Origin of the sequence: Pseudomonas sp. TYF_14 (assembly GCF_043105275.1) — a bacterium.
GTDB lineage: Bacteria > Pseudomonadota > Gammaproteobacteria > Pseudomonadales > Pseudomonadaceae > Aquipseudomonas > Aquipseudomonas alloputida.
On the sequence record NZ_JBICLK010000024.1, the window covers coordinates 1 to 23,982 of the forward strand.

21 protein-coding genes are annotated in these 23,982 nt (G+C 63.0%); 8 read left to right on the plus strand and 13 right to left on the minus strand.

What is annotated here, in order from left to right; translation table 11 throughout:
* Positions 1-12 precede the first annotated feature (12 nt).
* From ACF8O8_RS06625 to ACF8O8_RS06665, 9 genes are all read right to left on the minus strand, one after another.
* Positions 13-618 carry an START domain-containing protein gene (locus tag ACF8O8_RS06625; RefSeq protein ID WP_049588216.1) on the minus strand — a complete coding sequence of 202 codons (606 nt, stop codon included), beginning with the start codon at positions 616-618 and terminating at the stop codon, positions 13-15.
* 33 nt (positions 619-651) lie between these two features.
* A complete protein-coding gene (locus ACF8O8_RS06630) occupies positions 652-906 on the minus strand; it encodes a YkgJ family cysteine cluster protein (protein ID WP_010954952.1) in 255 nt (84 codons plus the stop codon).
* A gap of 129 nt (positions 907-1,035) precedes the next feature.
* Positions 1,036-1,470 (minus strand): hypothetical protein, encoded by a 435-nt coding sequence (locus tag ACF8O8_RS06635; RefSeq protein WP_010954953.1) that lies wholly within the window; start codon positions 1,468-1,470, stop codon positions 1,036-1,038.
* Positions 1,471-1,534: 64 nt separating this feature from the next.
* Positions 1,535-2,977 (minus strand): PLP-dependent aminotransferase family protein, encoded by a 1,443-nt coding sequence (locus tag ACF8O8_RS06640; RefSeq protein ID WP_003254223.1) that lies wholly within the window; start codon positions 2,975-2,977, stop codon positions 1,535-1,537.
* Positions 2,978-3,148: 171 nt separating this feature from the next.
* The gene (locus ACF8O8_RS06645) at positions 3,149-3,961 is read right to left on the minus strand and encodes an OmpA family protein (RefSeq protein WP_010954955.1); all 813 of its coding nucleotides are present in this window, start codon (positions 3,959-3,961) and stop codon (positions 3,149-3,151) included.
* Positions 3,958-4,311, minus strand: a complete 354-nt coding sequence (locus ACF8O8_RS06650; RefSeq protein ID WP_010954956.1) for a DUF4398 domain-containing protein — start codon at positions 4,309-4,311, stop codon at positions 3,958-3,960. The genes ACF8O8_RS06645 and ACF8O8_RS06650 overlap by 4 nt, the downstream gene beginning before the upstream one ends.
* Positions 4,312-4,320: 9 nt before the next feature.
* A complete protein-coding gene (locus ACF8O8_RS06655) occupies positions 4,321-5,142 on the minus strand; it encodes an ABC transporter substrate-binding protein (protein ID WP_010954957.1) in 822 nt (273 codons plus the stop codon).
* Between the two features lie 75 nt (positions 5,143-5,217).
* Complete coding sequence (locus tag ACF8O8_RS06660; protein ID WP_010954958.1) at positions 5,218-6,147, minus strand: electron transfer flavoprotein subunit alpha/FixB family protein; 930 nt, start codon at positions 6,145-6,147, stop codon at positions 5,218-5,220.
* Complete coding sequence (locus tag ACF8O8_RS06665) at positions 6,148-6,897, minus strand: electron transfer flavoprotein subunit beta/FixA family protein (protein ID WP_003254232.1); 750 nt, start codon at positions 6,895-6,897, stop codon at positions 6,148-6,150. It lies immediately after the preceding gene.
* Positions 6,898-7,432: 535 nt separating this feature from the next.
* On the opposite strand from ACF8O8_RS06665, the gene ACF8O8_RS06670 reads away from it, so the two are divergent.
* Entirely contained in the window at positions 7,433-9,115 is a 1,683-nt protein-coding gene (locus tag ACF8O8_RS06670; RefSeq protein WP_010954959.1) for an electron transfer flavoprotein-ubiquinone oxidoreductase, read from the plus strand.
* 372 nt (positions 9,116-9,487) lie between these two features.
* Here ACF8O8_RS06670 and ACF8O8_RS06675 read toward each other — a convergent pair whose 3' ends face one another.
* The 3 genes from ACF8O8_RS06675 to ACF8O8_RS06685 all read right to left on the minus strand — a co-directional run bounded on the left by ACF8O8_RS06675 (position 9,488) and on the right by ACF8O8_RS06685 (position 12,010).
* Complete coding sequence (locus ACF8O8_RS06675; RefSeq protein ID WP_010954961.1) at positions 9,488-10,813, minus strand: MFS transporter; 1,326 nt, start codon at positions 10,811-10,813, stop codon at positions 9,488-9,490.
* A gap of 72 nt (positions 10,814-10,885) precedes the next feature.
* The gene (locus ACF8O8_RS06680; protein WP_010954962.1) at positions 10,886-11,365 is read right to left on the minus strand and encodes a hypothetical protein; all 480 of its coding nucleotides are present in this window, start codon (positions 11,363-11,365) and stop codon (positions 10,886-10,888) included.
* 168 nt (positions 11,366-11,533) lie between these two features.
* On the minus strand, positions 11,534-12,010 hold the full coding sequence (locus ACF8O8_RS06685) for a sigma-70 family RNA polymerase sigma factor (protein ID WP_010954963.1): 477 nt from the start codon (positions 12,008-12,010) through the stop codon (positions 11,534-11,536).
* 212 nt (positions 12,011-12,222) lie between these two features.
* On the opposite strand from ACF8O8_RS06685, the gene ACF8O8_RS06690 reads away from it, so the two are divergent.
* The 3 genes from ACF8O8_RS06690 to ACF8O8_RS06700 are packed head-to-tail and all read left to right on the plus strand — an operon-like array spanning position 12,223 to position 16,782.
* Positions 12,223-13,401, plus strand: coding sequence for an efflux RND transporter periplasmic adaptor subunit (locus ACF8O8_RS06690; RefSeq protein WP_010954964.1), 1,179 nt, complete (start codon positions 12,223-12,225; stop codon positions 13,399-13,401).
* Positions 13,402-15,366, plus strand: a complete 1,965-nt coding sequence (locus ACF8O8_RS06695) for a MacB family efflux pump subunit (RefSeq protein ID WP_010954965.1) — start codon at positions 13,402-13,404, stop codon at positions 15,364-15,366.
* Between the two features lie 3 nt (positions 15,367-15,369).
* A complete protein-coding gene (locus tag ACF8O8_RS06700) occupies positions 15,370-16,782 on the plus strand; it encodes an efflux transporter outer membrane subunit (RefSeq protein WP_392509410.1) in 1,413 nt (470 codons plus the stop codon).
* Between the two features lie 20 nt (positions 16,783-16,802).
* Here ACF8O8_RS06700 and ACF8O8_RS06705 read toward each other — a convergent pair whose 3' ends face one another.
* A complete protein-coding gene (locus tag ACF8O8_RS06705; RefSeq protein ID WP_392509411.1) occupies positions 16,803-18,425 on the minus strand; it encodes a twin-arginine translocation signal domain-containing protein in 1,623 nt (540 codons plus the stop codon).
* 200 nt (positions 18,426-18,625) lie between these two features.
* Here ACF8O8_RS06705 and ACF8O8_RS06710 point away from each other — a divergent pair, with 200 nt between their 5' ends.
* From ACF8O8_RS06710 to ACF8O8_RS06725, 4 genes are read left to right on the plus strand one after another with little or no spacing between them, the layout of a single operon-like run.
* On the plus strand, positions 18,626-19,969 hold the full coding sequence (locus tag ACF8O8_RS06710) for a dipeptidase (protein WP_049588212.1): 1,344 nt from the start codon (positions 18,626-18,628) through the stop codon (positions 19,967-19,969).
* Positions 19,970-19,983: 14 nt separating this feature from the next.
* Entirely contained in the window at positions 19,984-21,270 is a 1,287-nt protein-coding gene (locus ACF8O8_RS06715) for an aminotransferase class V-fold PLP-dependent enzyme (protein WP_392509412.1), read from the plus strand.
* Positions 21,271-21,304: 34 nt separating this feature from the next.
* Positions 21,305-22,210 (plus strand): formylglycine-generating enzyme family protein, encoded by a 906-nt coding sequence (locus ACF8O8_RS06720; protein WP_392509413.1) that lies wholly within the window; start codon positions 21,305-21,307, stop codon positions 22,208-22,210.
* Positions 22,211-22,244: 34 nt separating this feature from the next.
* Entirely contained in the window at positions 22,245-23,903 is a 1,659-nt protein-coding gene (locus ACF8O8_RS06725; RefSeq protein ID WP_010954971.1) for a cyclic peptide export ABC transporter, read from the plus strand.
* Positions 23,904-23,982 lie beyond the last annotated feature (79 nt).

Sequence of the window (23,982 nt, forward strand, 5' to 3'; positions counted from 1 at the left end):
CACCACAAAACCTCAGTTTTTCTCCGCCCGCTCACGCAGCCCTTTCAGGGTATTGAACGGCGCATCCACCACGAACTTGTTGGCCACCATCGCCGGCACGCTACCACCTGGCTCAGTGTGCACCTGGTAGGTCACTTCAGTGCTGTCACCCTTGGGCACCAGCTTCCAGAAGCCGTCGACTTTTGCCACCCGAACAAAACCCTTCTCTTCCGGCAGGTAAGTCGGCTCTTCTTTCAGGTTACGGGTCAGGCTGCCATCCGCCTCCTTGATGGTCGTAATGTGCAGCACGGAATCACGCGGCGTCACCGGCCATGGCGTATTGAACTGGGTATAGGTCCAGCTCTGGTCACCTTCGTGCTTGAGCAGCTTCTGCGACTTGCATTCGTGAATCCAGGCACAGGCCCCGGACACGTCCTCCTGCAGCGCCTCGACCTTGGCCAGCGGCGCCTTGATCACGGTCACACCGCGATAGGCCTTGTACTTGGACCCGGCCACCTCACTGAGGGACACCTTGATCCCGTCCTCGTCCTTGGCCACTTGCCAGTTTTCAGCCCAGGCCACAGGCGACAGCAGAACACCCACACCACACAGCAGTGCAATACGCTTGAACGATCTCATCATGTTTATCCTTGTTGTCGAAGATCCAGCCTGTCACGCCGCCGTCATCTGCTCCCACCAGCCAAGAATCCTGATTGCCTCGTCACGATCACTGCCGCACACCTCGGCATCTGCCTTGAAACCACCGCACACCGCCGGCCGCTCAGGCTTGCCGAACAGGTCGCAAAGGTTGGCCGCAGTCAGGTGCAGGCAGCGCTCACCCGCCGGCTTGCCATTGGGCATTCGCGGCATCGCAGAAGTGATGGACGGGGCGATGCAGCAGGCACCACAACCCTCACGGCATTGCATGGCTATTCACCAAAATCAGGACTCCCTGGAACAAAACGGGACGAACGTCCCTGGATAGTAACCGCTCAAACAGTCGTTTGAAATTGCTGGCACGATGAAATCTGCTGTGACCTGGCAGTCAGCTCCCGCCTATTGGCGATACTCGAAATCGATGGCGGCTCCTTCCACGTCATGACGGCTGTCATTGCGCAGTTGCAGCTGCATTTCGTTGTTGATAAGCCGGCCATTGAGCTGATACGGACTGTCATTGGTCTCTGGCTTTTCTGTGAACATGGGCGGCAACAAAGGTTTGCGCCGCTGGATTGGCGAAGGCGTGCCCACATTCGGCTCAAGGTTGTCGACCATCTCGACTGGCAGGCTGAGGTCCAGATTTGTCTTGGGCAAGGGCTTGGCAACCGCTTTGCTGACCGGCTTGTGTGCAGGCTTGGCAGTCGCCTTTTTTGGCACGTGCTTACCCTGAGCTGTTTGAGCCTGGTTTGCCGGTTGCGCAGCCAAGGCAGGGACGACCGGGCAGCAGAACGTCAGAAGGCACACGATCAGGACAAAGCAGCGCGAAGCGTTCATGGCAAATGGACAGACTGGCAGGAAAAATGCCTATGCTCCCTGTTCCACAGGCGGCTTGCAAGCCTTACAACAGCGTGACCGCAGTCTCCCTGCACAACTGCTGCGCCAGCAAACCGAGCGTAATCACAGCCCGCTCGGCCTCTTTATTCCAAGGTATGCCGCAATTGAGTCGGACACAGTGGTTGAACTGCTCTGTGTTACTGAATATCAGTCCTGGTGCAATGCTGATGCCCTGCTCCAGCGCGCGCACATGCAGCTCCTGGGTATTGACCCGACCGGGCAGGCTCACCCAGAGGATGAAGCCGCCTGTCGGCCGGGTCATCTGGGTACCCTCGGGGAAGTGCTGCTGCACTGCCAGCTGGTAGGCACTGAGGTTCTTGCGATATTCCTGGCGTATGTAGCGCAGATGCCGGTCGTAGCCGCCATTTTCCAGGTAGGCTGCCACGCCCATCTGCGTCACGCTACAGGCCGAGTGGGTGGTAAAAGTCTGCAGGCGCTGAATCTCGTCCTGGTAACGCCCTGCGATCATCCAGCCCACCCGCACGCCAGGGGACAGGGTCTTGGAGAAGCTCGAACAGTAGATCACCCGGTCCAGCCGGTCGAACGCCTTCAGCGCCTTGGTCTTGCCTTGCTCGAACATCAGCTCACCGTAGATGTCATCCTCGATGATCTGGATATCGAAGTCCGAGGCCAGGCGCAGCAATTGCTTTTGCCGCTCTTCGGGAACGGTGCCGCCCAGCGGATTGCTCAAGCGGGCAGTGAGCACCAGCGCCTTGATCGACCATTGGTTAGCCGCCAGTTGCAAGGCTTCGAGGCTGATACCGGTGGACGGGTCACTGGGGATTTCGATCACTTTCAAACCCAGCAGGTCAGCCAGCTGCAGCAAGCCGTAATAGGTCGGTGACTCGGCGGCGATCAGGTCACCTGGGCGGGTCAGCACCCGCAGCGACATCTGCAGGGCATCGACACACCCATGGGTCACGATCACTTCGCGCGGGTCGACCAGCACGCCGGCATCGCGCATGCGTATGGCGATCTGTCGGCGCAGCGGCTCGAAACCGGGGCTGAACATGTAACTGAAGGCGCGCGGGCTATGAAAGCGCGTCACCTTGGCGATTTGCTGATGCAGGGCGCGCACTGGCAGGTAGTCGACATGCGGCACAGCAGCACCAAACGGGAACACACCATCGCGGCGCGCCTCAGTCAGCACCTGCTGGATGATGCTGGCGCGCGTGACCAGGCCCGGGCGCTCCACCCGAGCGATGTCGGGGGTTTGCGCGGTCAAGGCAGGGGTCTGGTGCACGTAATAGCCAGACTGCGGCCGCGCCCGGATAAGCCCTTGGTCCTCGAGATTGGCATAGGCCTGCAACACCGTGGCATGGCTGACATTGAGCTGGGCGCTCATCTTGCGCACGGAGGGTACCCGCTCGCCTGGCTGGTAGACACCGCGACGGATATCATCGGCCAGTTGCTGGGCGATACGCTGGTACAGCAGCAGGTTGGTCATGTCGACATGCTCGTTGTTCTTGTACGGGTCACTGACGGTAGAGGATACCGTAACAGTTGCAAAGTGTACTGGGACAGATTGCAACGTAGTCGACAATACAACAGCGTGACAGCTATCGAAACGATTAAACCGACATAAAACAGGCCGCAAAGCGGCCCATTTCTACAAGACTCAGCGCGCCGGTGCGAGCCGCCCCTTGTCATCGGAGAATACGATCTCCACCCGACGGTTCTGCGCCCTGCCCCGCTCCGAAGCATTGGCCTCGATCGGGTACTGGTCGCCATAGCCTTCAACCTGCAGGCGCTTTTCGTCGATGCCCAGGTCCACAAGCATGTCAGCCACGGACTGCGCCCGGTCGCGCGACAGCTTGAGATTCTCCTCGCCCGCGCCAGTACTGTCGGTATAGCCCTCAATACGCACTACCCGGCGCGGGTTGAGCTGCAGGAACTGCACCAGCTTGAGCACAGTCCGGCTGGCCGAGTTCTTCAGGTCGGCACTGCCGGTATCGAACAGCACATCGCCCAAGGTCATCACCAAGCCACGGTCGGCCTGCTCCGAAGCCAACGCGGCAATCTGCGACTCGACCCACTTGCCCTGCTGCTGCACGCTGGCCAGTTTGGCCTCACGCAAGGCCAGCTGCAGGCGCTGGCGCTCCAGGTCGAGCTTGGCCTGGCGCTCCTGGTTCAGCGCCAGCTTGGCATGCTCGCGGGCAATCTCGCTGTAGCGCTGGCTGAGGTAAGCATAATGCCGCACATCGGAACCGGTGCCGATGTAACTGGACAGGCGCTCGGCGCGAGCCAGCGACTCACCCGCCCGAATCACGTCACGCGGCGCGCTGCGCAGCACATCGGAATCATCTTTGACCCCCTGGAAGGCAACGGTGGCCTCATCCAGCGCGGCACTGCTGCGCTGGCTGGCGCAACCTTGCAAACCTGCCGTCAGCGCCAACAATGCCAGTGCAGCCAAAGGCGTACGACGGATCATGGCTGCACCTCCAGTTGCTTGCGCAAGCGCTTGACCCGCGACTGCAGCACCTGCAGCTGCTCTTCGCTCTTCTGGTTCAGCACCTGGGCCTCGGCCAGGCGCGCATCCAGCTCGGCTTGCTCAGCGCGCATGCGCGCATCGCGGTAGTCCTGGGTAAGCATGTTGGACTTGGCGCGGGCCAACTTGTCTTCAGCCAGTTTCAGCGTTTCGACCTGCTCAGTGGCGCCGACGGCCTTGGCCTGGTCCAGTGCCTGTTCGGAAATGCGCATCTGCTCTTCAGGGGCCGGATCATTGGCGCAGCCAGCCAGGCCGAGCACGGCCAGGGCAAGGATTAGTGGTTGGGTTCTCACGCAATCTTCCTAGTGTTTGGGGGCGTCCGCCGGTACCTGCATCTGCGCTTTCCAGCGCTCGACATTTCGTTGCAGCACAGCTTCGGATGCACCAGAGATCGGCAATTCTGTCAGTTTTTTTGCCAATTGCCCACGCAACCAGCTGTCATTACACGCCGAGTTGTGCGACAGCGCCAGGTACAGGCCCGGCCTGTCCACCGGCAAGCCGCGGGCTATCAGGTCATTGCTCATGCCGAGGCTCTGGGCCATGGCCATACCGGAGTAACGGCCAGCCAGCACATAGTCCACCTGGCCGAGTACCAGTTTCTGAAAGGCCTGGGTCAGGTTTTGCGCCGGCACCAGCTTGAGCTGTGCCTTGGCGAACGCAGTAAAGGCCGGGGTCAGGCGTGCACGCTCGGACAAACTGCCCTGGTATCTGGCCAGATCGGCCGGGCCATCAAAGGTCACCGCTGCATCATGGCGGGTCCACACCAGGTACTCATTGAGCTGCAACGGCGGATGGATGTAGTCCAGCGCGGTCAGTTGCTCCACCTGCAAGGGGGTGTCGAGCAGCAGGTCCATGCGCCCACTGCGCACCTCTTCCAGCGCCTGATCACGGCGACCGGCACTCAGCACCTCGACCTTCACACCCAGTTCGCCAGCCACCTGGCGCAACAGGTCGACGTTGGCGCCAATCAGGTGCCCGGGGTCTTTCGGGTCTTGCCACGAATAGGGCGGCGCATCTGGGCTACCGGTCGCCACCAGGCGCTCGCACTTGCCTGCGGCCATGGCCAGTGGTGACACCAACAGCGCCACACATGCCAGCACCCTGCCCGTTCCGCGCAACGTCATCCCTCACCCCTCAAGCCATAAAAAAACCCGACCCTCAAAACGAGGGCCGGGTTCTTTATAAGTGAAGCAGGCGGATCAGACCAGCTTTTCCAGCTCCGGAACCGCTTCGAACAGGTCAGCGACCAGGCCGTAGTCGGCCACCTGGAAGATCGGCGCTTCTTCGTCCTTGTTGATCGCCACGATCACTTTGGAGTCTTTCATGCCGGCCAGGTGCTGGATCGCGCCGGAGATACCGACGGCGATGTACAGCTGTGGCGCAACGATCTTGCCGGTCTGGCCGACCTGCATGTCGTTCGGCACGAAGCCTGCGTCGACTGCGGCGCGCGAAGCACCAACCGCAGCGCCGAGCTTGTCGGCCAGGCTGTACAGGTGCTTGAAGTTGTCACCGTTACCCATGCCACGGCCGCCGGAAACGACGATTTTGGCAGCGGTCAGCTCTGGGCGGTCGGACTTGGCCAGCTCTTCGCCAACGAAAGCCGAAATACCGGCGTTGTGGGCAGCGCCAACAGCCTCGACGGCAGCCGAACCACCTTCGGCGGCCACGGCGTCGAAGCCGGTGGTACGCACGGTGATCACCTTGATGGCCGCACTCGATTGCACGGTGGCAATAGCATTACCCGCGTAGATCGGGCGCTTGAAGGTGTCGGCGGACTCGACCGAGATGATCTCGGAGATCTGGTCCACGTCCAGCAGCGCGGCAACCCGTGGCAGGATGTTCTTGCCGTTGGTGGTAGCCGGGGCCAGCACATGGCTGTAACCCTTGGCCAGCTCGACGATCAGCGGCGCGACGTTTTCCGGCAGGACGTGGGCGTAGGCGGCGTTATCAGCCACCAGCACCTTGGCAACGCCGGCGATCTTGGCAGCGGATTCGGCAACGCCACCGACGTTCTGGCCAGCGACCAGGACGTGCACATCACCACCGATCTTGGCGGCTGCAGCGACAGTGTTCAGGGTGGCCGGGGCTACGGCGCCGGCCTCGTATTCAGCGACAACCAGGATAGTCATTTAGATTACCTTCGCTTCGTTCTTCAGCTTCTCGACCAGTTCGGCCACCGATTTGACCTTGATGCCCGCGCTGCGGGCAGCCGGGGCTTCAACCTTCACGGTCTTGTTGGTGGAGGCGAGGGAAACGCCCAGTGCGTCTGGAGTAACAGTCTCCAGCGGCTTCTTCTTGGCCTTCATGATGTTCGGCAGCGACGCGTAGCGTGGCTCGTTCAGGCGCAGGTCGGTGGTGACGATCGCAGGCAGGTTCAGTGCAACGGTCTGCAGGCCGCCATCGATTTCACGGGTGACATTCAGCTTGTCGCCAGCGACTTCGACCTTGGACGCAAAGGTACCCTGGGCGAAGCCAGTCAGGGCGGCCAGCATCTGGCCGGTCTGGTTGTTGTCACTGTCGATGGCCTGCTTGCCGAGAATGACCAGCTGCGGCTGCTCCTTGTCGACAACGGCCTTCAGCGCCTTGGCCACGGCCAGGGAGTTCAGTTCGTCAGCGGCTTCTACCAGGATGGCACGGTCGGCACCCAGGGCCAGGGCAGTACGCAGTTGCTCCTGGGCAGTGGTCGGGCCGACGGAAACCACGACGATCTCGGTCGCAACGCCTTTTTCCTTCAGGCGTACGGCTTCTTCCACGGCGATTTCGCAGAAGGGGTTCATGGACATCTTGACGTTAGCAAGGTCGACGCCGGAGTTGTCCGCTTTGACGCGAACCTTGACGTTGTAGTCGACCACTCGTTTGACAGCTACAAGAACCTTCATGGATTCCTCGTTACTCTCCGGTGAATAGATAGTCGCCTGGGGCAGAGCCCAGCGATGCGCGTGGGTACAAGGGCACCTCTAAAAACGTATCGGGAGGCAGCAACTTCACAGTGACCAAACAGTCTTGTTCGGACTCTTGCGACAAATCCTCACGGGTCATTTCCTGTCGTGGCGTGTAAACTCCACTACAAACCGACCTAAGCCCGCAAAACCCTGCTCCACACCTGGTCTTTAGAGGTGTACCTGCGCCCGGCTGCAAGCCTACGGCGAACGTAAAACCGCTCGTATCTTGACCGTAACACCCATTCCGGTCAATACGGCAAATCGGTCACCCTCCAGCCGCGTTCCTGTGATTTTACTGGCCTGCGGCAAATTCAAACAAACGTTTGTATTGGACCCGCCAAGTGGTGTAGATATAATGCGCGGCCAAGACAAAACGGTGTAGTCCGTCATTTGCCCAGCTACAGTTCCGCCGTTGCGTAGAACCGCTGCAAATGCCCCGCACCCATAAGACAAAGCAACAGCACGAGCCTTGATGAGTAGGAGAGAACCAGTGGAACGCGAATACATGGAATTCGACGTGGTCATCGTCGGCGCCGGCCCGGCGGGCCTGTCCGCCGCCTGCCGCCTGAAGCAGAAGGCCGCCGAAGCCGGTAGCGAAATCAGCGTCTGCGTGGTGGAGAAAGGCTCTGAAGTCGGCGCCCACATCCTCTCTGGCGCAGTGTTCGAGCCCCGCGCCCTGAACGAGCTGTTCCCCGACTGGAAAGAGCTCGGTGCACCGCTGAACACCGAAGTGAAGCGCGACGACATCTACGTACTCAAGGATGCCGGCAGCGCGACCAAGGTGCCTGACCTGTTCGTGCCCAAGACCATGCACAACCATGGCAACTACATCATCTCGCTGGGCAACCTGTGCCGCTGGCTGGCCCAGCAGGCCGAAAACCTCGGCGTGGAAATCTACCCGGGCTTCGCCGCCCAGGAAGCGCTGTTCGACGACAACGGCGTGGTTCGCGGCATCGTCACCGGCGACCTCGGTGTCGACCGCGAAGGCAACCCGAAAGACGGCCTGTATACCCCGGGCATGGAACTGCGTGCCAAGTACACCCTGTTCGCCGAAGGCTGCCGTGGGCATATCGGCAAGCAGCTGATCAAGCGCTTCAACCTCGACAGCGAGTCCGACGTCCAGCACTACGGCATCGGCTTGAAGGAAATCTGGGAAATCGACCCGGCCAAGCACGAGCAAGGCCTGGTGGTGCACACCGCCGGCTGGCCGCTGGACGTGGTGGCCAAGGAAAACACCGGTGGCTCGTTCCTTTATCACCTGGAAAACAACCAGGTGGTGGTCGGCCTGATCGTCGACCTGTCCTACGCCAACCCCTACCTGTCGCCGTTCGACGAATTCCAGCGCCTCAAGCACCACCCGGTGATCAGCCAGTACCTCGAAGGCGGCAAGCGCATCAGCTACGGCGCCCGCGCCTTGGCCAAGGGCGGCATCAACTCGCTGCCGAAAATGGTCTTCAATGGTGGCGCGCTGATCGGTTGCGACCTGGGCACCATGAACGTGGCCAAGATCAAGGGCAGCCATACCGCGATGAAGTCCGGCATGCTCGCCGCCGAAGCAGTGGCCGACGCTTTGATCGCCGGTAGCGAAGGCGGCGATCAATTGAACAGCTATGTCAGCGCCTTCAAGGCCAGCTGGCTGTACGAAGAACTGTTCGCCAGCCGCAACTTCGGCCCGGCCATGCACAAGTTCGGCCCGCTGCTGGGCGCGGCGTTCAACTATGTCGACCAGAACTGGTTCGGTGGCAAGCTGCCGTTCACCCTGCATGACACCAAGCCGGACTATGCCTGCCTCAAGCTGGCCGCCGATTCGAAAAAGATCGACTACCCGAAACCGGACGGCAAGCTCAGCTTCGACAAGCTCAGCTCGGTATTCCTCTCCAGCACCAACCACGAAGAGGAACAACCCTGCCACCTGAAGCTGACCGATCCGAGCGTACCGATCGCCAGCAACCTGCCGCTGTACGACGAGCCTGCCCAGCGCTACTGCCCGGCGGGCGTGTACGAAGTGGTCACCCAGGAAGACGGCAACAAGCGTTTCCAGATCAACGCGCAGAACTGCGTGCACTGCAAGACCTGCGACATCAAGGACCCGGCCCAGAACATCACCTGGGTCACCCCTGAAGGCGCTGGCGGGCCGAACTACCCGAACATGTAAGGCCCCTGCCCTTGCGGCAACAAAAAGCCCCCGGTCCTTATGGGCCGGGGGCTTTTTGTTGTGAGTATGCGTCTGGACCTACGAGGTGTTCGCCGTGAGAGGTTCAGCGCCTATCAGATCGAGCGCCGCCCGCGCGGCGCATCGCGAGCAAGCTCGCTCCTACATCTGTTTCGAGCCAGTCCATCCTGTGCCAGGCGCGCGCGACCGCCTTGTTTGTACGACGCGATATCGAGCCATGCGCCAGGGCGTTCGCGCGCAAATCCCACAGGCATACTTGGCCCGGAACAAATGTAGGAGCGAGCTTGCTCGCGATGCGCCGCGCGGGCGGCGCTCGGTGCAAGCCTTGCTACACAACCCAAGACATGCACCTGCTCATTTGTCGCCGCACATGACCGGTATCGGCTCCGCCGCAAACACCAATGGCTCACGACGCCCGAAATACAGGGCCGTCAGCAGCCCCACCGCGCCCATGATCAGACAAAACCCGACACACACCCATGGGCTCCACGGCATCAGCGCAATCAGTGCCAACGGCGTGGTACTGGCCCACAGTGCGTAGGCCACGTTGTAGGTGAAGGAAATGCCCGATACGCGGATCTGCGCCGGGAACAGCCCCACCATCACCGAGGGCACCACCCCCACCACGCCGCAGCTCAACCCCGCCAGCGCATAGGCCAGCCAGGTCATGCCCCACTGCCCCACCAGGCTGGCGTACAACGCGCCGATACCCAGCGGCAGCAACAGGCTATACAGCATCAGCGCGCGCCAGGCACCCACACGGTCGACCAGCAGCCCGGCCAGCACGCAGCCAATGTTGAGGAAGACGATGCCCACGCTGCTCAGGGCGAAGGTGTGCCCGGCACTCATGCCGAAACGCTGCTGCATCACCGTCGGCGTGATCACCACCAGCACCACCACCGCCGAGGTCAGCACACAGGTCAGCAACGCAGCAGGGATCAACGCCCGGCGGTGCTCGCCCAGCACTTGCCGCAGCGGAAACGTCACAGGTTGCTCCTGGCGCGCGCGCAGGGCGAGGAACACCGGTGTTTCACTGAGCCAGCGGCGCAGCCACACACCAATCACACCAAACACCCCACCCAACAGGAACGGGTAGCGCCAGGCGTAATCGAGGATTTCCTGCGGGGTGAACAGTTGCGCCAGCAAAGTTGCGGTCAGCGCCCCCAGCAGGTAGCCGAAAGTCAGCCCGGCCTGCAGAAAGCCCAGGGCATAGCCGCGCCGCCCGTTGGGCGCGTGCTCGGCAACGAACGTCCAGGCGCTTGGCACCTCACCGCCTACGGCAGCCCCCTGGAGGATGCGCAAGGCCAACAGGATCAGCGGGGCGGCATAGCCGATGTCGGCATAGGTCGGCATCACACCGATCAGCAGACACGGCAGGGCCATCATCAGGATGCTCAGGCTGAATACCCGCTTGCGCCCCAGATGGTCGGCGAAGTGCGCCATCAGGATGCCGCCCAGCGGCCGCGCCAGGTAGCCGGTGACGAAAATGCCGAAGCTTTGCAGCAGGCGCAGCCATTCGGGCATCTCGGGCGGGAAGAACAGCTGGCTGAGGGTCAGCGCGAAGAACACGAAAATGATGAAGTCGTAGATTTCCAGCGCGCCGCCCAGCGCCGCCAGGCCCAGGGTCCGATGGTCGCCGCGGCTGAACCGGGGCGGGCGAGCGGTATCGATGGCAGTCATGGCAGGGTCCGCAGATCGGCAAAGGGCAAGAGCATAACAAATAGCTGCCCGATTGCCCCGCCGGCGGCACCGCTAGCGGTTGAATACCGTATGCGCGAAGTTGGCTCGCGGCCGTGGCCGCGCTGTACTGGCCGGCAGCGTGCCCGGCAGCGGTAGCCTGCCGACCACCATCGGGGCGTCGATGATTGCCATGAACGTCTCCAACGCCTCGTTATCGGGCGCCTGAGGCAGGCTCAGGCTGACCGCCTGGCGCTCGGTCTGCGGCACTGCTGGCACTTTCAACTGGCTGGAATGGTAAAGCAGGGCATGCTGGATTTGTGTGCTGACGCGGCAGAAACGCTCCAGATCGACGCCACAATGGCTGGCCAACTCGATATTGCCCAGCAACAGGTGAAAGGGCTGCAAGGCGCACTGCACCAGGCGCTGCAGTTCCTCGAAGCTAGCCACGGGGGCTATCCGGTAATAGCCCAAACCATTGAGCAACCGCTCCAGCTGCAGGCGCTGGCACGGGTGTGCGTCGGCGATGAGGATGCGCAGGGTCTTGTTTGCCATGGTGGGACCTGGGCAGTTGGGTAATGGGTGCGCTCCATGACCATACTGCGCCGGTAACGGCTATTGCCAGGGCCATGCCTGGCAGCGGTCTTCTTTGATAGAAGTCGGGAAAGCCGCATAAATCAAGTGATTGACTGACGGAATTTGCATTTGCCTTTAACCTGGCAATCAGGATTCCCATTGCCGCATGCGCACCCGGCAGTGCTTCATGGCATTGACGATGTGCTTTTCCACCAGGCTGCGCGAGATGCCCAGCCGCTCGGCGATCTGCTGATGGGACAGCCCCTCGATTTTGCGCAACAGAAAACTGTCACGGCAGGGCCTGCTCAACTCATCAAGGGCCTTTTGCATCAGTGCCAGGCGCTGGTCCAACTGCAGGTCATGCTGCAACTCAGAGCTATGCAGCCGACTATCGGCATCCAGGGCATCGAGCGGCTCGGCCTGGCGCACCAACTGACGCCGGTGCCGGTCGACAACCAGGTTCAGCGCGGTTCGATACAAGAACGCACGCGGATGCTCGATCTGTTCGCTGCCAGTACGCTCCAGGACCCGCAGATAAGCATCGTGAGCGACGTCCTCCGCCGCCTGACGGCTACCCAAGCGTGCAGACAGAAAGCTCACCAGTTCACGATAGTAATGTTCCACGAGGGTACCTGAGGGCGTCCTGCCGGCCCTTGATCAGCAGCTTGGGGACTGAGTGATATCAGTGTGGAATACTACAAATTATAATTATTCTCAGCAACACACCGGCGCGTACTATCCTGCCTAAATCTGCCTTGCCAGCGTTCGTCTAACTGTGACCTCCCTGCGCACCGCGATTGGCTGCGCGTGGCCTTTATCCCTGGCTGGAAGTCCGCATGAGACGCTCAACCCACACTCGCCGTCGCCTCCTCCTCGGCGGCCTGGGCCTGCTTGGCCTTGGCAGCCTGCTGGCCTGGACATCTCTGCCGTTCGGCGCGCAGCCGGTCAGTACCGTTGCCGTTACCCGCGCCGACATCGAGAGCAGCGTAACAGCGCTGGGCACGCTGCAGCCGCGGCGCTACGTAGACGTCGGTGCACAAGCCTCCGGGCAGATCCGCAACCTGCACGTCGAGGTTGGTGATCAAGTCCACAAAGGGCAGTTGCTGGTCGAGATCGACCCCTCCACGCAGCAGGCCAAGCTCGATGCCGGGCGCTTCTCGATCGATAATCTCAAGGCGCAGCTGGCAGAGCAGCGCGCCCAGCTCAAACTCGCCCAACAGCAGCTCAAGCGCCAGCGCGACCTGGCAGCGGTCGGCGCCACACGCGAAGAAGACCTGCAAACGGCCGAAGCCCAGCTCAACGTGACCCAGGCACGCATCGACATGTACCAGGCCCAGATCCGCCAGGCCAACGCCAGCTTGCGCAGCGACGAAGCCGAACTGGGCTACACACGCATCTTCGCCCCTATGGACGGCACGGTAGTGGCAGTGGATGCCCGTGAAGGCCAGACCCTCAACGCCCAGCAACAAACGCCGCTGATCCTGCGCATCGCCAAGCTGTCCCCCATGACCGTCTGGGCCCAGGTCTCGGAGGCCGATATCGGCAAGATCCAGCCTGGCATGACCGCCTACTTCACCACCCTGGCCGGCGGCAAGCGCCGCTGGACCAGCACCGTGCGCCAGGTGCTGCCCATTCCGCCCAAGCCACTGGACCAGACCAGCCAGGGCGGCGGCAGCCCAGCCAGCGCCACCGCCGGCGCCACCGGCAGCCAAGTCGTGCAATACACCGTGCTGCTGGACGTGGACAACCCCGATGGCGCCCTCATGGCAGAGATGACCACCCAGGTGTTTTTCGTCGTCGGCCAAGCCAGCCAGGTGCTTAGTGCCCCGTTGGCCGCACTGGACGATAGCGACAACGAAGGCCTACGCCTGGCCCAGGTTTTCGGCCGCGACGGCAAGGTCGAACAGCGCAAGGTGCGCACCGGTCTGAGCGACCGCTTGCGGGTGCAGATCCTAGATGGCCTCAGTGAAGGTGATCGACTGGTCATCGGCGCCCCTGCCGCCAGCGGAGGTTGAATGGCCACGCCCCTGATCGAGCTCTGTGACATCCGTAAAGCGTACGGCGGCGTCGACACCCCCAGGGTAGAAGTCCTGCGCGGCATCAGCCTGCGCGTGCATGCCGGCGAATTCGTCGCCATCGTCGGCGCCTCCGGCTCCGGCAAGTCGACCCTGATGAATATCCTCGGCTGCCTCGATCGCCCAAGTGCCGGCAGCTACCGCTTCGCCGGCAAGGACGTTGCCGAGCTGGACAGCGACGAACTGGCCTGGCTGCGCCGCGAGGCCTTCGGGTTCGTGTTCCAGGGCTACCACCTGATCCCCTCCGGCTCAGCCCAGGAAAACGTCGAGATGCCAGCCATCTACGCCGGTACCCCAGCCGCCGAACGCCAGGCCCGCGCCAGCGCCCTGCTCGGCCGCCTGGGCCTGGCCAGCCGCACCGCCAACCGTCCGCATCAATTATCCGGTGGCCAGCAGCAACGGGTCTCGATTGCCCGGGCCTTGATGAACGGTGGCCACATCATCCTGGCCGACGAACCAACCGGCGCCCTCGACAGCCATAGCGGCGCCGAGGTGATGGCGCTGCTCGACGAGCTGGCCAGCCAGGGCCATGTAATCATCCTCATCACCCACGACCGCGAAGTGGCTGCCCGGGCGCACCGGGTTATCGAGATTCGCGACGGCTTGGTGATCAGTGACTCCGCCGCCGACCAGCCGCCCGCCCATGCCCACAAAGGCATACAGGCAGAAGAACTGCGCCAGCGCCTGGACCGTGGTGCAACCCAGCACGGTGCCTGGAAAGGTGAACTGCTCGAATCGCTGCAGGCGGCATGGCGAGTGATGTGGATCAACCGCTTCCGCACGGCACTGACCCTGCTCGGAATCATCATCGGAGTCGCGTCGGTGGTGGTGATGTTGGCTGTCGGTGAAGGCAGCAAACGCCAGGTAATGGCACAGATGGCCGCCTTCGGCTCCAACATCCTATACCTCAATGGCAGCCCCCCGACCCTGCGCGAACCGGCTGGGCGCATCACCCTGGACGATGTTGCGGCGATCGGTGAGCTGCCGCAGGTCAAACACATCATGCCGGTGCTCGGCGAAAAGATGATGGTCCGCCACGGCAACAACAGCCAGCAATTCTACGTGGGCGGCAACAACACCTTTTTCCCGGAGATTTTCAACTGGCCGGCCGTTGAAGGCAGCTTTTTCACCGAGACCGACGAGGCCAGTAGCGCAGCGGTGGCTGTGATCGGCCAGAAAGTCCGGGAAAAGATGCTTGCCCCTGGCAGCAACCCTATCGGCCAGTACCTGCTGATCGGCAATGTACCGTTCCAAGTGGTCGGCATCCTTGCCGGCAAAGGCGCCAGCTCTGGCGACCAGGACAGCGACGGGCGCATCGTGGTGCCATTTTCGGCAGCGGCCATCCGCCTGTTCGGCCACCGCGACCCGGACTATATCGCCATTGCCGCGCGCGACTCAGGCCAGGTCAAGGACACCGAAGCGGCCATCGACCGCCTGCTGCGCCAGCGCCACCAGGGCAAACACGATTTCGAGCTGACCAACGATGCCGCCCTGATCCAGGCCGAGGCGCGCACGCAGAACAGCCTGTCGTTGATGCTCGGGGCCATTGCCGCCATCTCGCTGCTGGTCGGCGGTATCGGGGTGATGAACATCATGCTCATGACCGTGCGCGAGCGCACCCGTGAAATCGGTATCCGCATGGCCACCGGCGCCCGCCAGCGCGACATCCTCCGGCAGTTCCTGAGCGAGGCGATCATGCTGTCGATGGTTGGCGGCCTGACCGGCATCGCCCTGGCCCTGGTGGTCGGCGCCAGCCTTACCCTGGCCGACATTGCCGTGGCGTTCGCCCTGCCTGCCATTGTTGGCGCATTTGCCTGCGCCGTCATCACTGGGGTGGTGTTTGGTTTCATGCCAGCACGCAAGGCTGCACGCCTTGACCCGGTCAAAGCCCTTACCAGCGAATAGCCCATGACATTGCCACGCCACCTTTGCCTGCTGCCCCTGAGCTTGTCACTCCTCGCCTGCTCCACGCCAACGCCGCCAACTATGGGCATAGCCCCGCCCGCCGGTTGGCAAAGCCCTACTGCGAGCAAGGCACAGGCACTGCCTGATCAACGCTGGTGGCAGGCCTTCGCCAGCCCAGAGCTTGACCAGTTGATCGAGATTGCCCGAAACAACAGCCACGACCTGGCCGCGGCTGCAGCCCGGGTACGCCAGGCCCAGGCGCGGGCAGTAATCGCCGGCGCGCCGCTGCTGCCTGAGGTGCAGTTCGGCCTGGATGCCAGCCGCCAGCGCCTGCTGCGCGGCGAGGGCAACGATCAGCTCGATGCCAGCAGCAGTGAGCGCACCAGCACCTCGTTCGATGCCAACCTCAGCGCCAGCTACGAAATCGATTTCTGGGGCGGCCTGCGCAGTGCCCGCGACAGCGCCTTGCGCAGCCTCGACGCCAGCCGCTTGGACCGCCAGACCGTGCAGCTGACCCTGTTCGGCAGCGTCGCCGACACTTACCTGCAAAGCCTGGCTCTCAAAGAACAGCTGCGTATAGCCCAACTCAACCTGCGCAACGCCCAAGCGGTGCTGAGCCTGGTCGAAGCCCGCCAGCAGTCCGGCTCCAGCACCCAACTCGAGCTGGCCCAGCAGCGCAGCCTGGTGGCCGCTCAGCAACGCCAACTGCCGCTACTTGAGCAGCAGTGGCAAGACACCCAGGTCACCCTGGCAACGCTACTGGGGCTACCGGTGCAACAACTGCCGACCAGTACCGCAGCGTTCGCTGACCTGCGCTGGCCTCGCATCGCCAGTGGCGTGCCCAGCGAGCTGCTGGCGCGTCGCCCCGACATTGCAGCCGCCGAGGCGCGCCTGGCCGCGGCCAGCGCCAATGTGCAGGTCGCCAGGGCAGCCCTGCTGCCCAAACTCACGCTGGGCGTGGAATTCGGCAGCGGCGCCAGCACCTTCGCGCAGATTTTCGACAGCCCCTACTACACCCTGACCAGTGGCCTGGTCGCCCCGGTGTTCAACCGAGGCCGTCTGCGCGCCGCGCAGCAACTGGCCGAGGCCGAACAGGAAGAATTGCTGGAGGCTTACCGCACCAGCATCCTGGCCGCTTTCGCCGATGTAGAAAAAGCACTGAACGCCACCCAAGGGGTGGACCGTCAACGCCAGTGGCAGGATCAGGAAGTGGAACAGTCACGCATCGCCTTCCAGCTGGCCGAGCGCCGCTACCGCGCCGGCGCCGAGACCTTGCTGACCGTGCTCGACACCCAGCGCAGCCTGTACCAGGCCCAGGACCAGCAGGCCCGCCTGCAGCTAAGCCAACTGCAGGCCAGCGTGGCCCTTTACAAAGCCTTGGGCGGTGGCTGGCAAGCGGATAGCCCGCCGCGTTAGGGCGTCAGGCTATCTGGTGTTCACGACCGCGGCCTGACCTTCAGGTGGCGAGCATACCAGGGGCGGCGCGGCACTTTGCCTACCAGCCCGTCAAAGCGCTCCTCGTCGCTGTAAATCAGGCGCAAGGCTAGCTTCATGGTTTCCGGGTCCATCTCCACGCTACGCCCTGGGCGCAGCCCCGCCACGTTACTGCAGCCGTGCGTGTCCGGCCCCAGCCAAGGATCGGCGACCTCCACCCAGCGCCCCGGCGCGAACCATGGCACGCCATTGACCTCCTGGCGCACGACTGCGCCAGGGTGGAATCGTTCATGGGCGCGGAACCAGTCCTCGACACGGTCGTCGATCCAGCCATGGAAGCGCCAGAACACAGGGTTGACGTGGGAAGAGAACGGGTCCCCGAGAAAGTCGTTCTGCGCGCCATACCAGCGCGCCGCGAAATCATCCGGCGTGCGCGCCATCGGCACCGGCATGCCGTTGCTCGGGTCACGTGGGACTGAGGCCCAACGCATGTGCAGCCAGTCGTGCAAGCCCAGTTCAAGCTCCGAGCCGAACTGCCCCAACGTCAGCCGGGACAGGTACTGGGGGTCGCTGTAACGCGACTCCCACACCTCGAAATTGCCATGAAAGGTTTCGGCGCTTTTGATATCGCGCACCCACTGGGTGTACTCGTCATCATCGTAAGCCAACCAGGTTGGTGGCAAGGCGTTGCCGTCATGATTATCGAAGTAACGCGCGAAACCCAGGCGATCGCGCTCAAGTTCAGGCTGTGGCAAGGGGAAGCGCGGCCATGACGGCAGGTCCTGGATGGCCCGTGCAGCGCCGAGCATGTGCCGGTGCATGAACAGGAAGTCTTCACCCGAGCCGTTGCGGTCCTTGTGCCGGCCACGGGCATCGCGCTCACGGTCACGCGGCCCCGGCTGCCAGCCCAGGCCACGCAATGCGTTGCGCTTGTCCTTGTCGAGCTTGTGCCATTTGTCACGGGAGGCATGCCACAGCTGGTGGAACAGGCGATGCTCCGGCGCGATCAGCCAATCGATCATCGCCGGCGACAAGGCGGTGCGTTCGCGGGCTTCGGGAAAGGTCTGCTTGTGGGCCAGGAAGCGATTGTCCTGCTCGGGCATGGCCAATGGCCGCTCAAGGTCGAGGATGCTGCCATTGAGGGTGGCCGGCCCCGCATTGCCAAATACCCCCCACACTTCATCCAGCACGAGATGGCACTCGTAGCGCGGCATGCGGCCGCCATCGGCACTGTCGAACAAGCGCCAGCGTAACCGTCCCGGCTTGTCGGCAGGCAAGTCGCCGAGCACCCGATATCGTGGCTCGGCACCGCTGCGCAAGCGCTCGGCGGTATCGAGGTAACCGCGAATGCTGCGGCCCTTCTGCGCAACATCGATGAACAATTCCAGCGTCTCGCCCTGCAAGCCCGGCAAGCCGGCCTGCGCCCCCTTGAACGACCAGCGCCAGATGCCGCGCAAGGTGTCGCCCAGTTGCTGGGTCGCCGTATCGGCCAATTCCACGACCGCCTCGCCGGGGGTTTCCGGGAATTCCTCTCGGGTGAGCTGACGCTGGACATACAGCGCCCCCGGCACGGTAACGCCCGCCAGTGCCACGCCCGCGATGAAGCCTCTCCGAGAAATCGTCATTGAACTACCTGTGCCAGTCGTTATGGCCGCTTAACACGGCCCATCGAAGGCTAGAACGTTGAGCTGGCAAGAAAATTTAACCGTCCTGACGGCGCGCCCGTGACTGGAGGGCCGGTTAAATTTCTGCCGCGTGCACTCGTTCCCTCCAGGTAGCAATGGCCCCAGGCCCGAACCTCTGCGGTGAACCTACTGAGACCGAAATGACGACAGCACGCTGGAAAAAAGCCTTGTATATCAGCCTGGCCGCCACCTTGACCGTCGGTGCCGGGGCGGCTGCCTGGTACCACTTCGACAAGGACGGCTACCCCATAGAGGTCGTGCGCCAGGCCAATGATCTGCAAGAGCGGATCATTTCGTTCGACAGCCATCTCACCCTGCCGCTGGACTTCGGCACCGAAGGCCGCGAAGCCGACAAGGATGGCCCGGGCCAGTTCGACCTGGCCAAAGCCGCGCGCGGGCGACTGTCCGGCGCGGCCCTGACCGTCTTCGCTTGGCCCGAGTCCTGGACCGGCGACAACGGCCCGCACCACCCCACCGACGGTTTCGTCGATGCCGGGCGACATGCCCAGGAAGTGCGCTACAACGCCATCAGCGCGATGGTGCGGGACTTCCCCAACCAGGTCGGTATCGCCTACACCCCCGACGACATGCGGCGCCTGCACGGCGAAGGCAAATTCGCGGTGTTCATCAGCATGCTCAATGCCTATGCCCTGGGTGACGACCTCAGCCAGCTGGACACCTGGGCCGCCCGTGGCGTGCGCATGTTCGGCTTCAACTACATCGGCAACAACAACTGGGCCGACTCCTCGCGCCCGCTGCCCTTCTTCAACGATACCCCAGATGCCCTCGGCGGTTTGTCTGCCATCGGCCGCCAGGCGGTGCAACGGCTCAATGACCTGGGCGTGATCATCGACGTTTCGCAGATGTCGACCCAGGCCCTGACCCAGGTGGTCGAACTCAGCCGTGCGCCAGTGGTGGCCTCGCATTCGGCCCCCAGGGCCGCCGTTGACATTCCGCGCAACCTCACTGACAAGGAAATGCAACTGATCAAGGGCACCGGCGGGGTCATCCAGATCGTTGCCTTCGGCACCTACATCAAGCCGCTGACCCAGAAGTCGCAAGAGCGCCTGAACAGCCTGCGCGCCGAGTACGGTCTGCCGCCCCTGGTCAACCAGGCCAATGCCTTGATGCCCGGCGACCCGATCATCGCCGGCTGGCCCGAGCAGAAAGTCGGCCAGTACGCCGAAGCGCTGTACGCGATCCTTGAGGAAGAACCCCAGGCAACGCTGAAGGATTACGGCGACGTCATCGACTACGCAGTACGCAAGGTCGGCATCGACCACGTCGGCATTGCCTCGGACTTCAACGAGGGCGGCGGCATCGCCGGCTGGAACGATGCCAGTCAGGCGCGCAACGTCACCGCCGAGCTGATCAGCCGCGGCTACAGCGAAGCCGATATTGCCAAGCTATGGGGTGGCAACTTCCTACGGGTCTGGGGCCAAGTGCAAAACGCTGCACGCCCGACCGCCACCTCTTCCCGTTGAGCTGCGAGCCGCCCATGAACGACCGTCGTACTTTCCTCAAGCAGGCCAGCCTACTTGCAGCCGGGCTGCCCTTGGCCGGCCAACTGCTGGGCAGCGCCCAGGCGGCGCCGCGCACGCCTCCGGCCACGGATGCCTGGAGCGGTTTTCGCCAACTGTTCGAGCTCGACCCCCACTACGCGCACTTCGCCAACTTCCTCATCACCTCGCACCCGCGCCCCGTGCGCGAAGCGATCGCAAGCCTTCGCGCACAACTCGACCAACACCCGGCACGCTGCGTCGAGTGGGACACCCAGAGCGAGTGGAAGCACGAAGCCGAGGTGCGTGAATGGGCGGGCCGCTATCTTGAAGTCAAGCCACGCCAGATCGCCCTCACCGGCAGCACCACCGAAGGCCTCGGGATGATCTACGGCGGCCTGCGCCTGAACCCGCAGCAAGAAATCCTGACCACCGAACACGAGCATTACTCCACCCGCAACATCCTCGCCTATCGCAGCCAGCGTGACGGCACCCAGGTGCGTAAGCTGCGCCTGTTCGACGACCCGGCCAAGGTCTCCGACGACCAGGTACTAAGCACCATTGCTGCCGCCATCAAGCCGCAGACCCGTGTGCTGGGCATGACCTGGGTGCATTCAGGCAGTGGCGTGAAACTGCCCGTCGGGCAGATCGGCGCCCTGGTCCACGAGGCCAACCGCAACCGTGACGAAAACGACCGCATCCTCTACGTGATCGATGGCGTGCACGGCTTCGGCGTCGAAGACATGCGCTTCGCCGACCTGCAGTGTGACTACTTCATCGCCGGCACCCACAAGTGGATGTTCGGCCCACGAGGCACCGGGATCATCTGTGCCGCCTCCACCGAGCTCAAGCACCTTACGCCCACCTTCGCCACCTTCTCGGAGAATGAGGATTTCGCCACCACCATGACCCCAGGTGGCTACCACGCCTTCGAGCATCGCTGGGCGTTGGGCAAGGCATTCGAGCTGCATCTGCAGCACGGCAAGGCGGCGATCCAGGCACGCATCCATGGCCTCAACGACTACCTCAAGGAGCGCCTGGCGCAGCACCGCGCCATCGAACTGGTGACGCCGCGCAGCCCTAACCATTCAGCGGGCTTCACCTTCTTCCGGGTCAAGGGCCAGGACGTCGAGTCCATAGCAACGCACCTGAACAGCCAGCGCATCGTGGTCGATGCGGTCGATCGCGATGTCGGGCCGGTCGTGCGTACCGCGCCTGGCCTGTTGAACACCGAAGCCGAGATCGACCGCCTGGTCGACGTCCTGGGCCAACGCCTGCGCGCCTGATTTTTCTTAGCCAACAGCTGACGGAATCTACTTCATGTCCGATGATGCACGCCTCACCTCATCCCCCCGGTTCACGCCTCGCTTGCGCCACTTGTGCTGCCTGGCCGTGCTTGGTCTGGGCGCCGCCAGTGCCCAGGCCGCCAGCCAGCCCACCCCAGGCGAAGTCTTCCGCGACTGCAAGGCGGCCTGCCCGGAAATGGTGGTGCTGCCCGCCGGCAGCTTCGTGATGGGTACGCCCGAGGATGAGCCCGGGCGCGAGGGCGATGAGGGTCCACAGCACACCGTGACCTTTGCCAAACCATTCGCCATCAGCCGCTACCATGTCACCGCAGGCGAACTGGATGCCTATATCCGCGAGAGCGGGGTAAAGATCGCCGACGGCGACACCCGCCCAGGGCGCTTCTGCGCCGCCAGCAAGCCGACCTACAAACAGGGCCAGCGCCAGCCTGCCGTGTGCGTGAGCTGGTTCGATGTCGAGCAATACGCCAAGTGGCTGTCGAAAAAAACCGGCCACACCTATCGCATGATCAGCGAAGCCGAGCGCGAATATGCCGCGCGCGCCGGTTCAACCGGCCCGTTCCCCTTCCCCTTCGATAACGGCGACGCCTCCAGGTACAGCATCGCCCAGCACGCCAACACCTACGGCCCCACCGACGGTTACTCGTACACCGCCCCGGTCGGCAGCTACCCGGCCAATGCCTTCGGTGTCTACGACATGCACGGCAACGTGTATGAGTGGACGGCCGACTGCTGGCACGACGGCTACGACGGTGCGCCGAGCGATGGCAGCGTCTGGTCCGGCGGCGACTGCAGTGTGCGAGTGATGCGTGGCAACGACTGGGGCGAAGCCCCGGTGTTCTCGCGCTCCGGCAACCGCAACAACCGCGCACCCGATGTGCGCGGCGATTTCCTCGGCTTCCGGGTCGCTCGCGAACTCTGATGGCCCCTAACCACGCGTGATTCGGGAGACACCCATGACCAGTAAACCACGTGGCGCCGTCAGCGAACTGTTCGGCCTGCTCAAACCCTTCTGGCCCCTGGTGACGGTTTCGATCATCCTGGGCATGGTCGGTGGCCTCAGTGTCACCGCCCTGCTGGCGACCATCAACTCGGCCCTGCACAGCGACACCGGCCTGACTCAAGGCGTGGTCCTGGGTTTTGCCGGGCTGTGCCTGCTGGCGCTGTTCAGCTCGATCTGCTCGGACATGGGCACCAACTGGGTCGGCCAGCACATCATCGCGCGCCTGCGCCGTGAGCTGGGCGAGAAGGTGCTGGCAGCGCCGATCGACCAGATCGAACGCTACCGCAGCCATCGCCTCATCCCCGTGCTGACCCATGACGTCGACACCATCAGCGACTTCGCCTTCGTCTTCGCGCCCCTGGCCGTTTCGCTCACCGTCACCGTGGGCTGCCTGGGCTATCTGGCGCACCTGTCGATACCGATGTTCCTGGTGATCCTGGTGGCCATCGGCATCGGCTCGGTCATGCAGTTCGTTGCCCGCTCGTGGGGTGTGCGCGGCTTCGAAAGCGCCCGAGAAGCCGAGGATGAACTGCAAAAGCATTACAGCGCGATCGCCGAAGGTGCCAAGGAACTGCGCATTCACCGCCCACGCCGCAAACGCATGTTCCAGCACGGCATCCAGGACACCGCCAACCGTATTTGCGCCACCCAGGTACGCTCGATCAACACCTTCGTAATCGCCAAGACCCTGGGCTCGATGCTGTTCTTCGTGGTCATCGCCGTGGCCCTGGCCATGCAGTCGCTGTGGCCCACAGGCGACAAGAGCGTCACCAGCGGTTTCGTGCTGGTGCTGCTGTACATGAAAGGCCCGCTGGAACACCTGATCAGCACCCTGCCGATCATCAGCAAGGCCCAGATCGCCTTCCGCCGCATCGCCGAACTGTCACGCCAGTTCTCATCGCCCGAGCCGCACTTGCTGCTGGATGACACCCGCGCCGCCGACAAGGCCCTGCACACCCTGCAGCTGCAGGACGTCAGCTACACCTTCCCCCGCGTGGAAGGCAGTGAGCCGTTTCATCTGGGTCCGGTGAACCTGAGCATCAAGCAAGGCGACATCGTGTTCATCGTCGGCGAAAACGGTTGCGGCAAGACCACCCTTATCAAGCTGCTGCTCGGCCTATACGCACCTCAGCAAGGCACGATCAGCCTCGACGGCAAGCCGGTGACGGCCGAAAACCGTGACGACTACCGGCAGCTGTTCACCACCATCTTCGCCGACTACTACCTGTTCGACGATGTCATCCAGGGTGACCGGCCAGTACCTGCCGACGCCAGTCGCTACCTGGAGCGCCTGGAGATCGCTCACAAGGTCAGCATCCGTGACGGCGTGTTCAGCACCACCGACCTGTCCACTGGCCAACGCAAGCGCCTGGCGCTAGTGAGCGCCTGGCTGGAGGAGCGCCCGGTGCTGGTGTTCGACGAATGGGCCGCCGACCAGGATCCGACGTTCCGGCGAATTTTCTACACCGAGCTGCTGCCGGACCTCAAGCGCCTGGGCAAGACCATCATCGTGATAAGCCACGACGACCGCTACTTCGACGTCGCCGACCAGCTCATCCACATGGCGGCAGGCAAGGTCCAACAGGAGAACCGCGTCGCAGATTGCATTTAATTTTTCCGGTTTTGGCCGATGAGTGCGTCCCAATCAATAACAAGAATTAATACTATTAACATCTGACACTCAAGGGCTT

Excerpts from the sequence above, each read along its gene's own strand:
- ACF8O8_RS06625 (WP_049588216.1), bottom strand. The coding sequence starts at position 618 with ATGAGATCGTTCAAGCGTATTGCACTGCTGTGTGGTGTGGGTGTTCTG.
- ACF8O8_RS06630 (WP_010954952.1), bottom strand. The coding sequence starts at position 906 with ATGCAATGCCGTGAGGGTTGTGGTGCCTGCTGCATCGCCCCGTCCATC.
- ACF8O8_RS06635 (WP_010954953.1), bottom strand. The coding sequence starts at position 1,470 with ATGAACGCTTCGCGCTGCTTTGTCCTGATCGTGTGCCTTCTGACGTTC.
- ACF8O8_RS06640 (WP_003254223.1), bottom strand. The coding sequence starts at position 2,977 with ATGACCAACCTGCTGCTGTACCAGCGTATCGCCCAGCAACTGGCCGAT.
- ACF8O8_RS06645 (WP_010954955.1), bottom strand. The coding sequence starts at position 3,961 with ATGATCCGTCGTACGCCTTTGGCTGCACTGGCATTGTTGGCGCTGACG.
- ACF8O8_RS06655 (WP_010954957.1), bottom strand. The coding sequence starts at position 5,142 with ATGACGTTGCGCGGAACGGGCAGGGTGCTGGCATGTGTGGCGCTGTTG.
- ACF8O8_RS06660 (WP_010954958.1), bottom strand. The coding sequence starts at position 6,147 with ATGACTATCCTGGTTGTCGCTGAATACGAGGCCGGCGCCGTAGCCCCG.
- ACF8O8_RS06665 (WP_003254232.1), bottom strand. The coding sequence starts at position 6,897 with ATGAAGGTTCTTGTAGCTGTCAAACGAGTGGTCGACTACAACGTCAAG.
- ACF8O8_RS06670 (WP_010954959.1), top strand. The coding sequence starts at position 7,433 with ATGAGTAGGAGAGAACCAGTGGAACGCGAATACATGGAATTCGACGTG.
- ACF8O8_RS06675 (WP_010954961.1), bottom strand. The coding sequence starts at position 10,813 with ATGACTGCCATCGATACCGCTCGCCCGCCCCGGTTCAGCCGCGGCGAC.
- ACF8O8_RS06680 (WP_010954962.1), bottom strand. The coding sequence starts at position 11,365 with ATGGCAAACAAGACCCTGCGCATCCTCATCGCCGACGCACACCCGTGC.
- ACF8O8_RS06690 (WP_010954964.1), top strand. The coding sequence starts at position 12,223 with ATGAGACGCTCAACCCACACTCGCCGTCGCCTCCTCCTCGGCGGCCTG.
- ACF8O8_RS06695 (WP_010954965.1), top strand. The coding sequence starts at position 13,402 with ATGGCCACGCCCCTGATCGAGCTCTGTGACATCCGTAAAGCGTACGGC.
- ACF8O8_RS06700 (WP_392509410.1), top strand. The coding sequence starts at position 15,370 with ATGACATTGCCACGCCACCTTTGCCTGCTGCCCCTGAGCTTGTCACTC.
- ACF8O8_RS06705 (WP_392509411.1), bottom strand. The coding sequence starts at position 18,425 with ATGACGATTTCTCGGAGAGGCTTCATCGCGGGCGTGGCACTGGCGGGC.
- ACF8O8_RS06710 (WP_049588212.1), top strand. The coding sequence starts at position 18,626 with ATGACGACAGCACGCTGGAAAAAAGCCTTGTATATCAGCCTGGCCGCC.
- ACF8O8_RS06715 (WP_392509412.1), top strand. The coding sequence starts at position 19,984 with ATGAACGACCGTCGTACTTTCCTCAAGCAGGCCAGCCTACTTGCAGCC.
- ACF8O8_RS06720 (WP_392509413.1), top strand. The coding sequence starts at position 21,305 with ATGTCCGATGATGCACGCCTCACCTCATCCCCCCGGTTCACGCCTCGC.
- ACF8O8_RS06725 (WP_010954971.1), top strand. The coding sequence starts at position 22,245 with ATGACCAGTAAACCACGTGGCGCCGTCAGCGAACTGTTCGGCCTGCTC.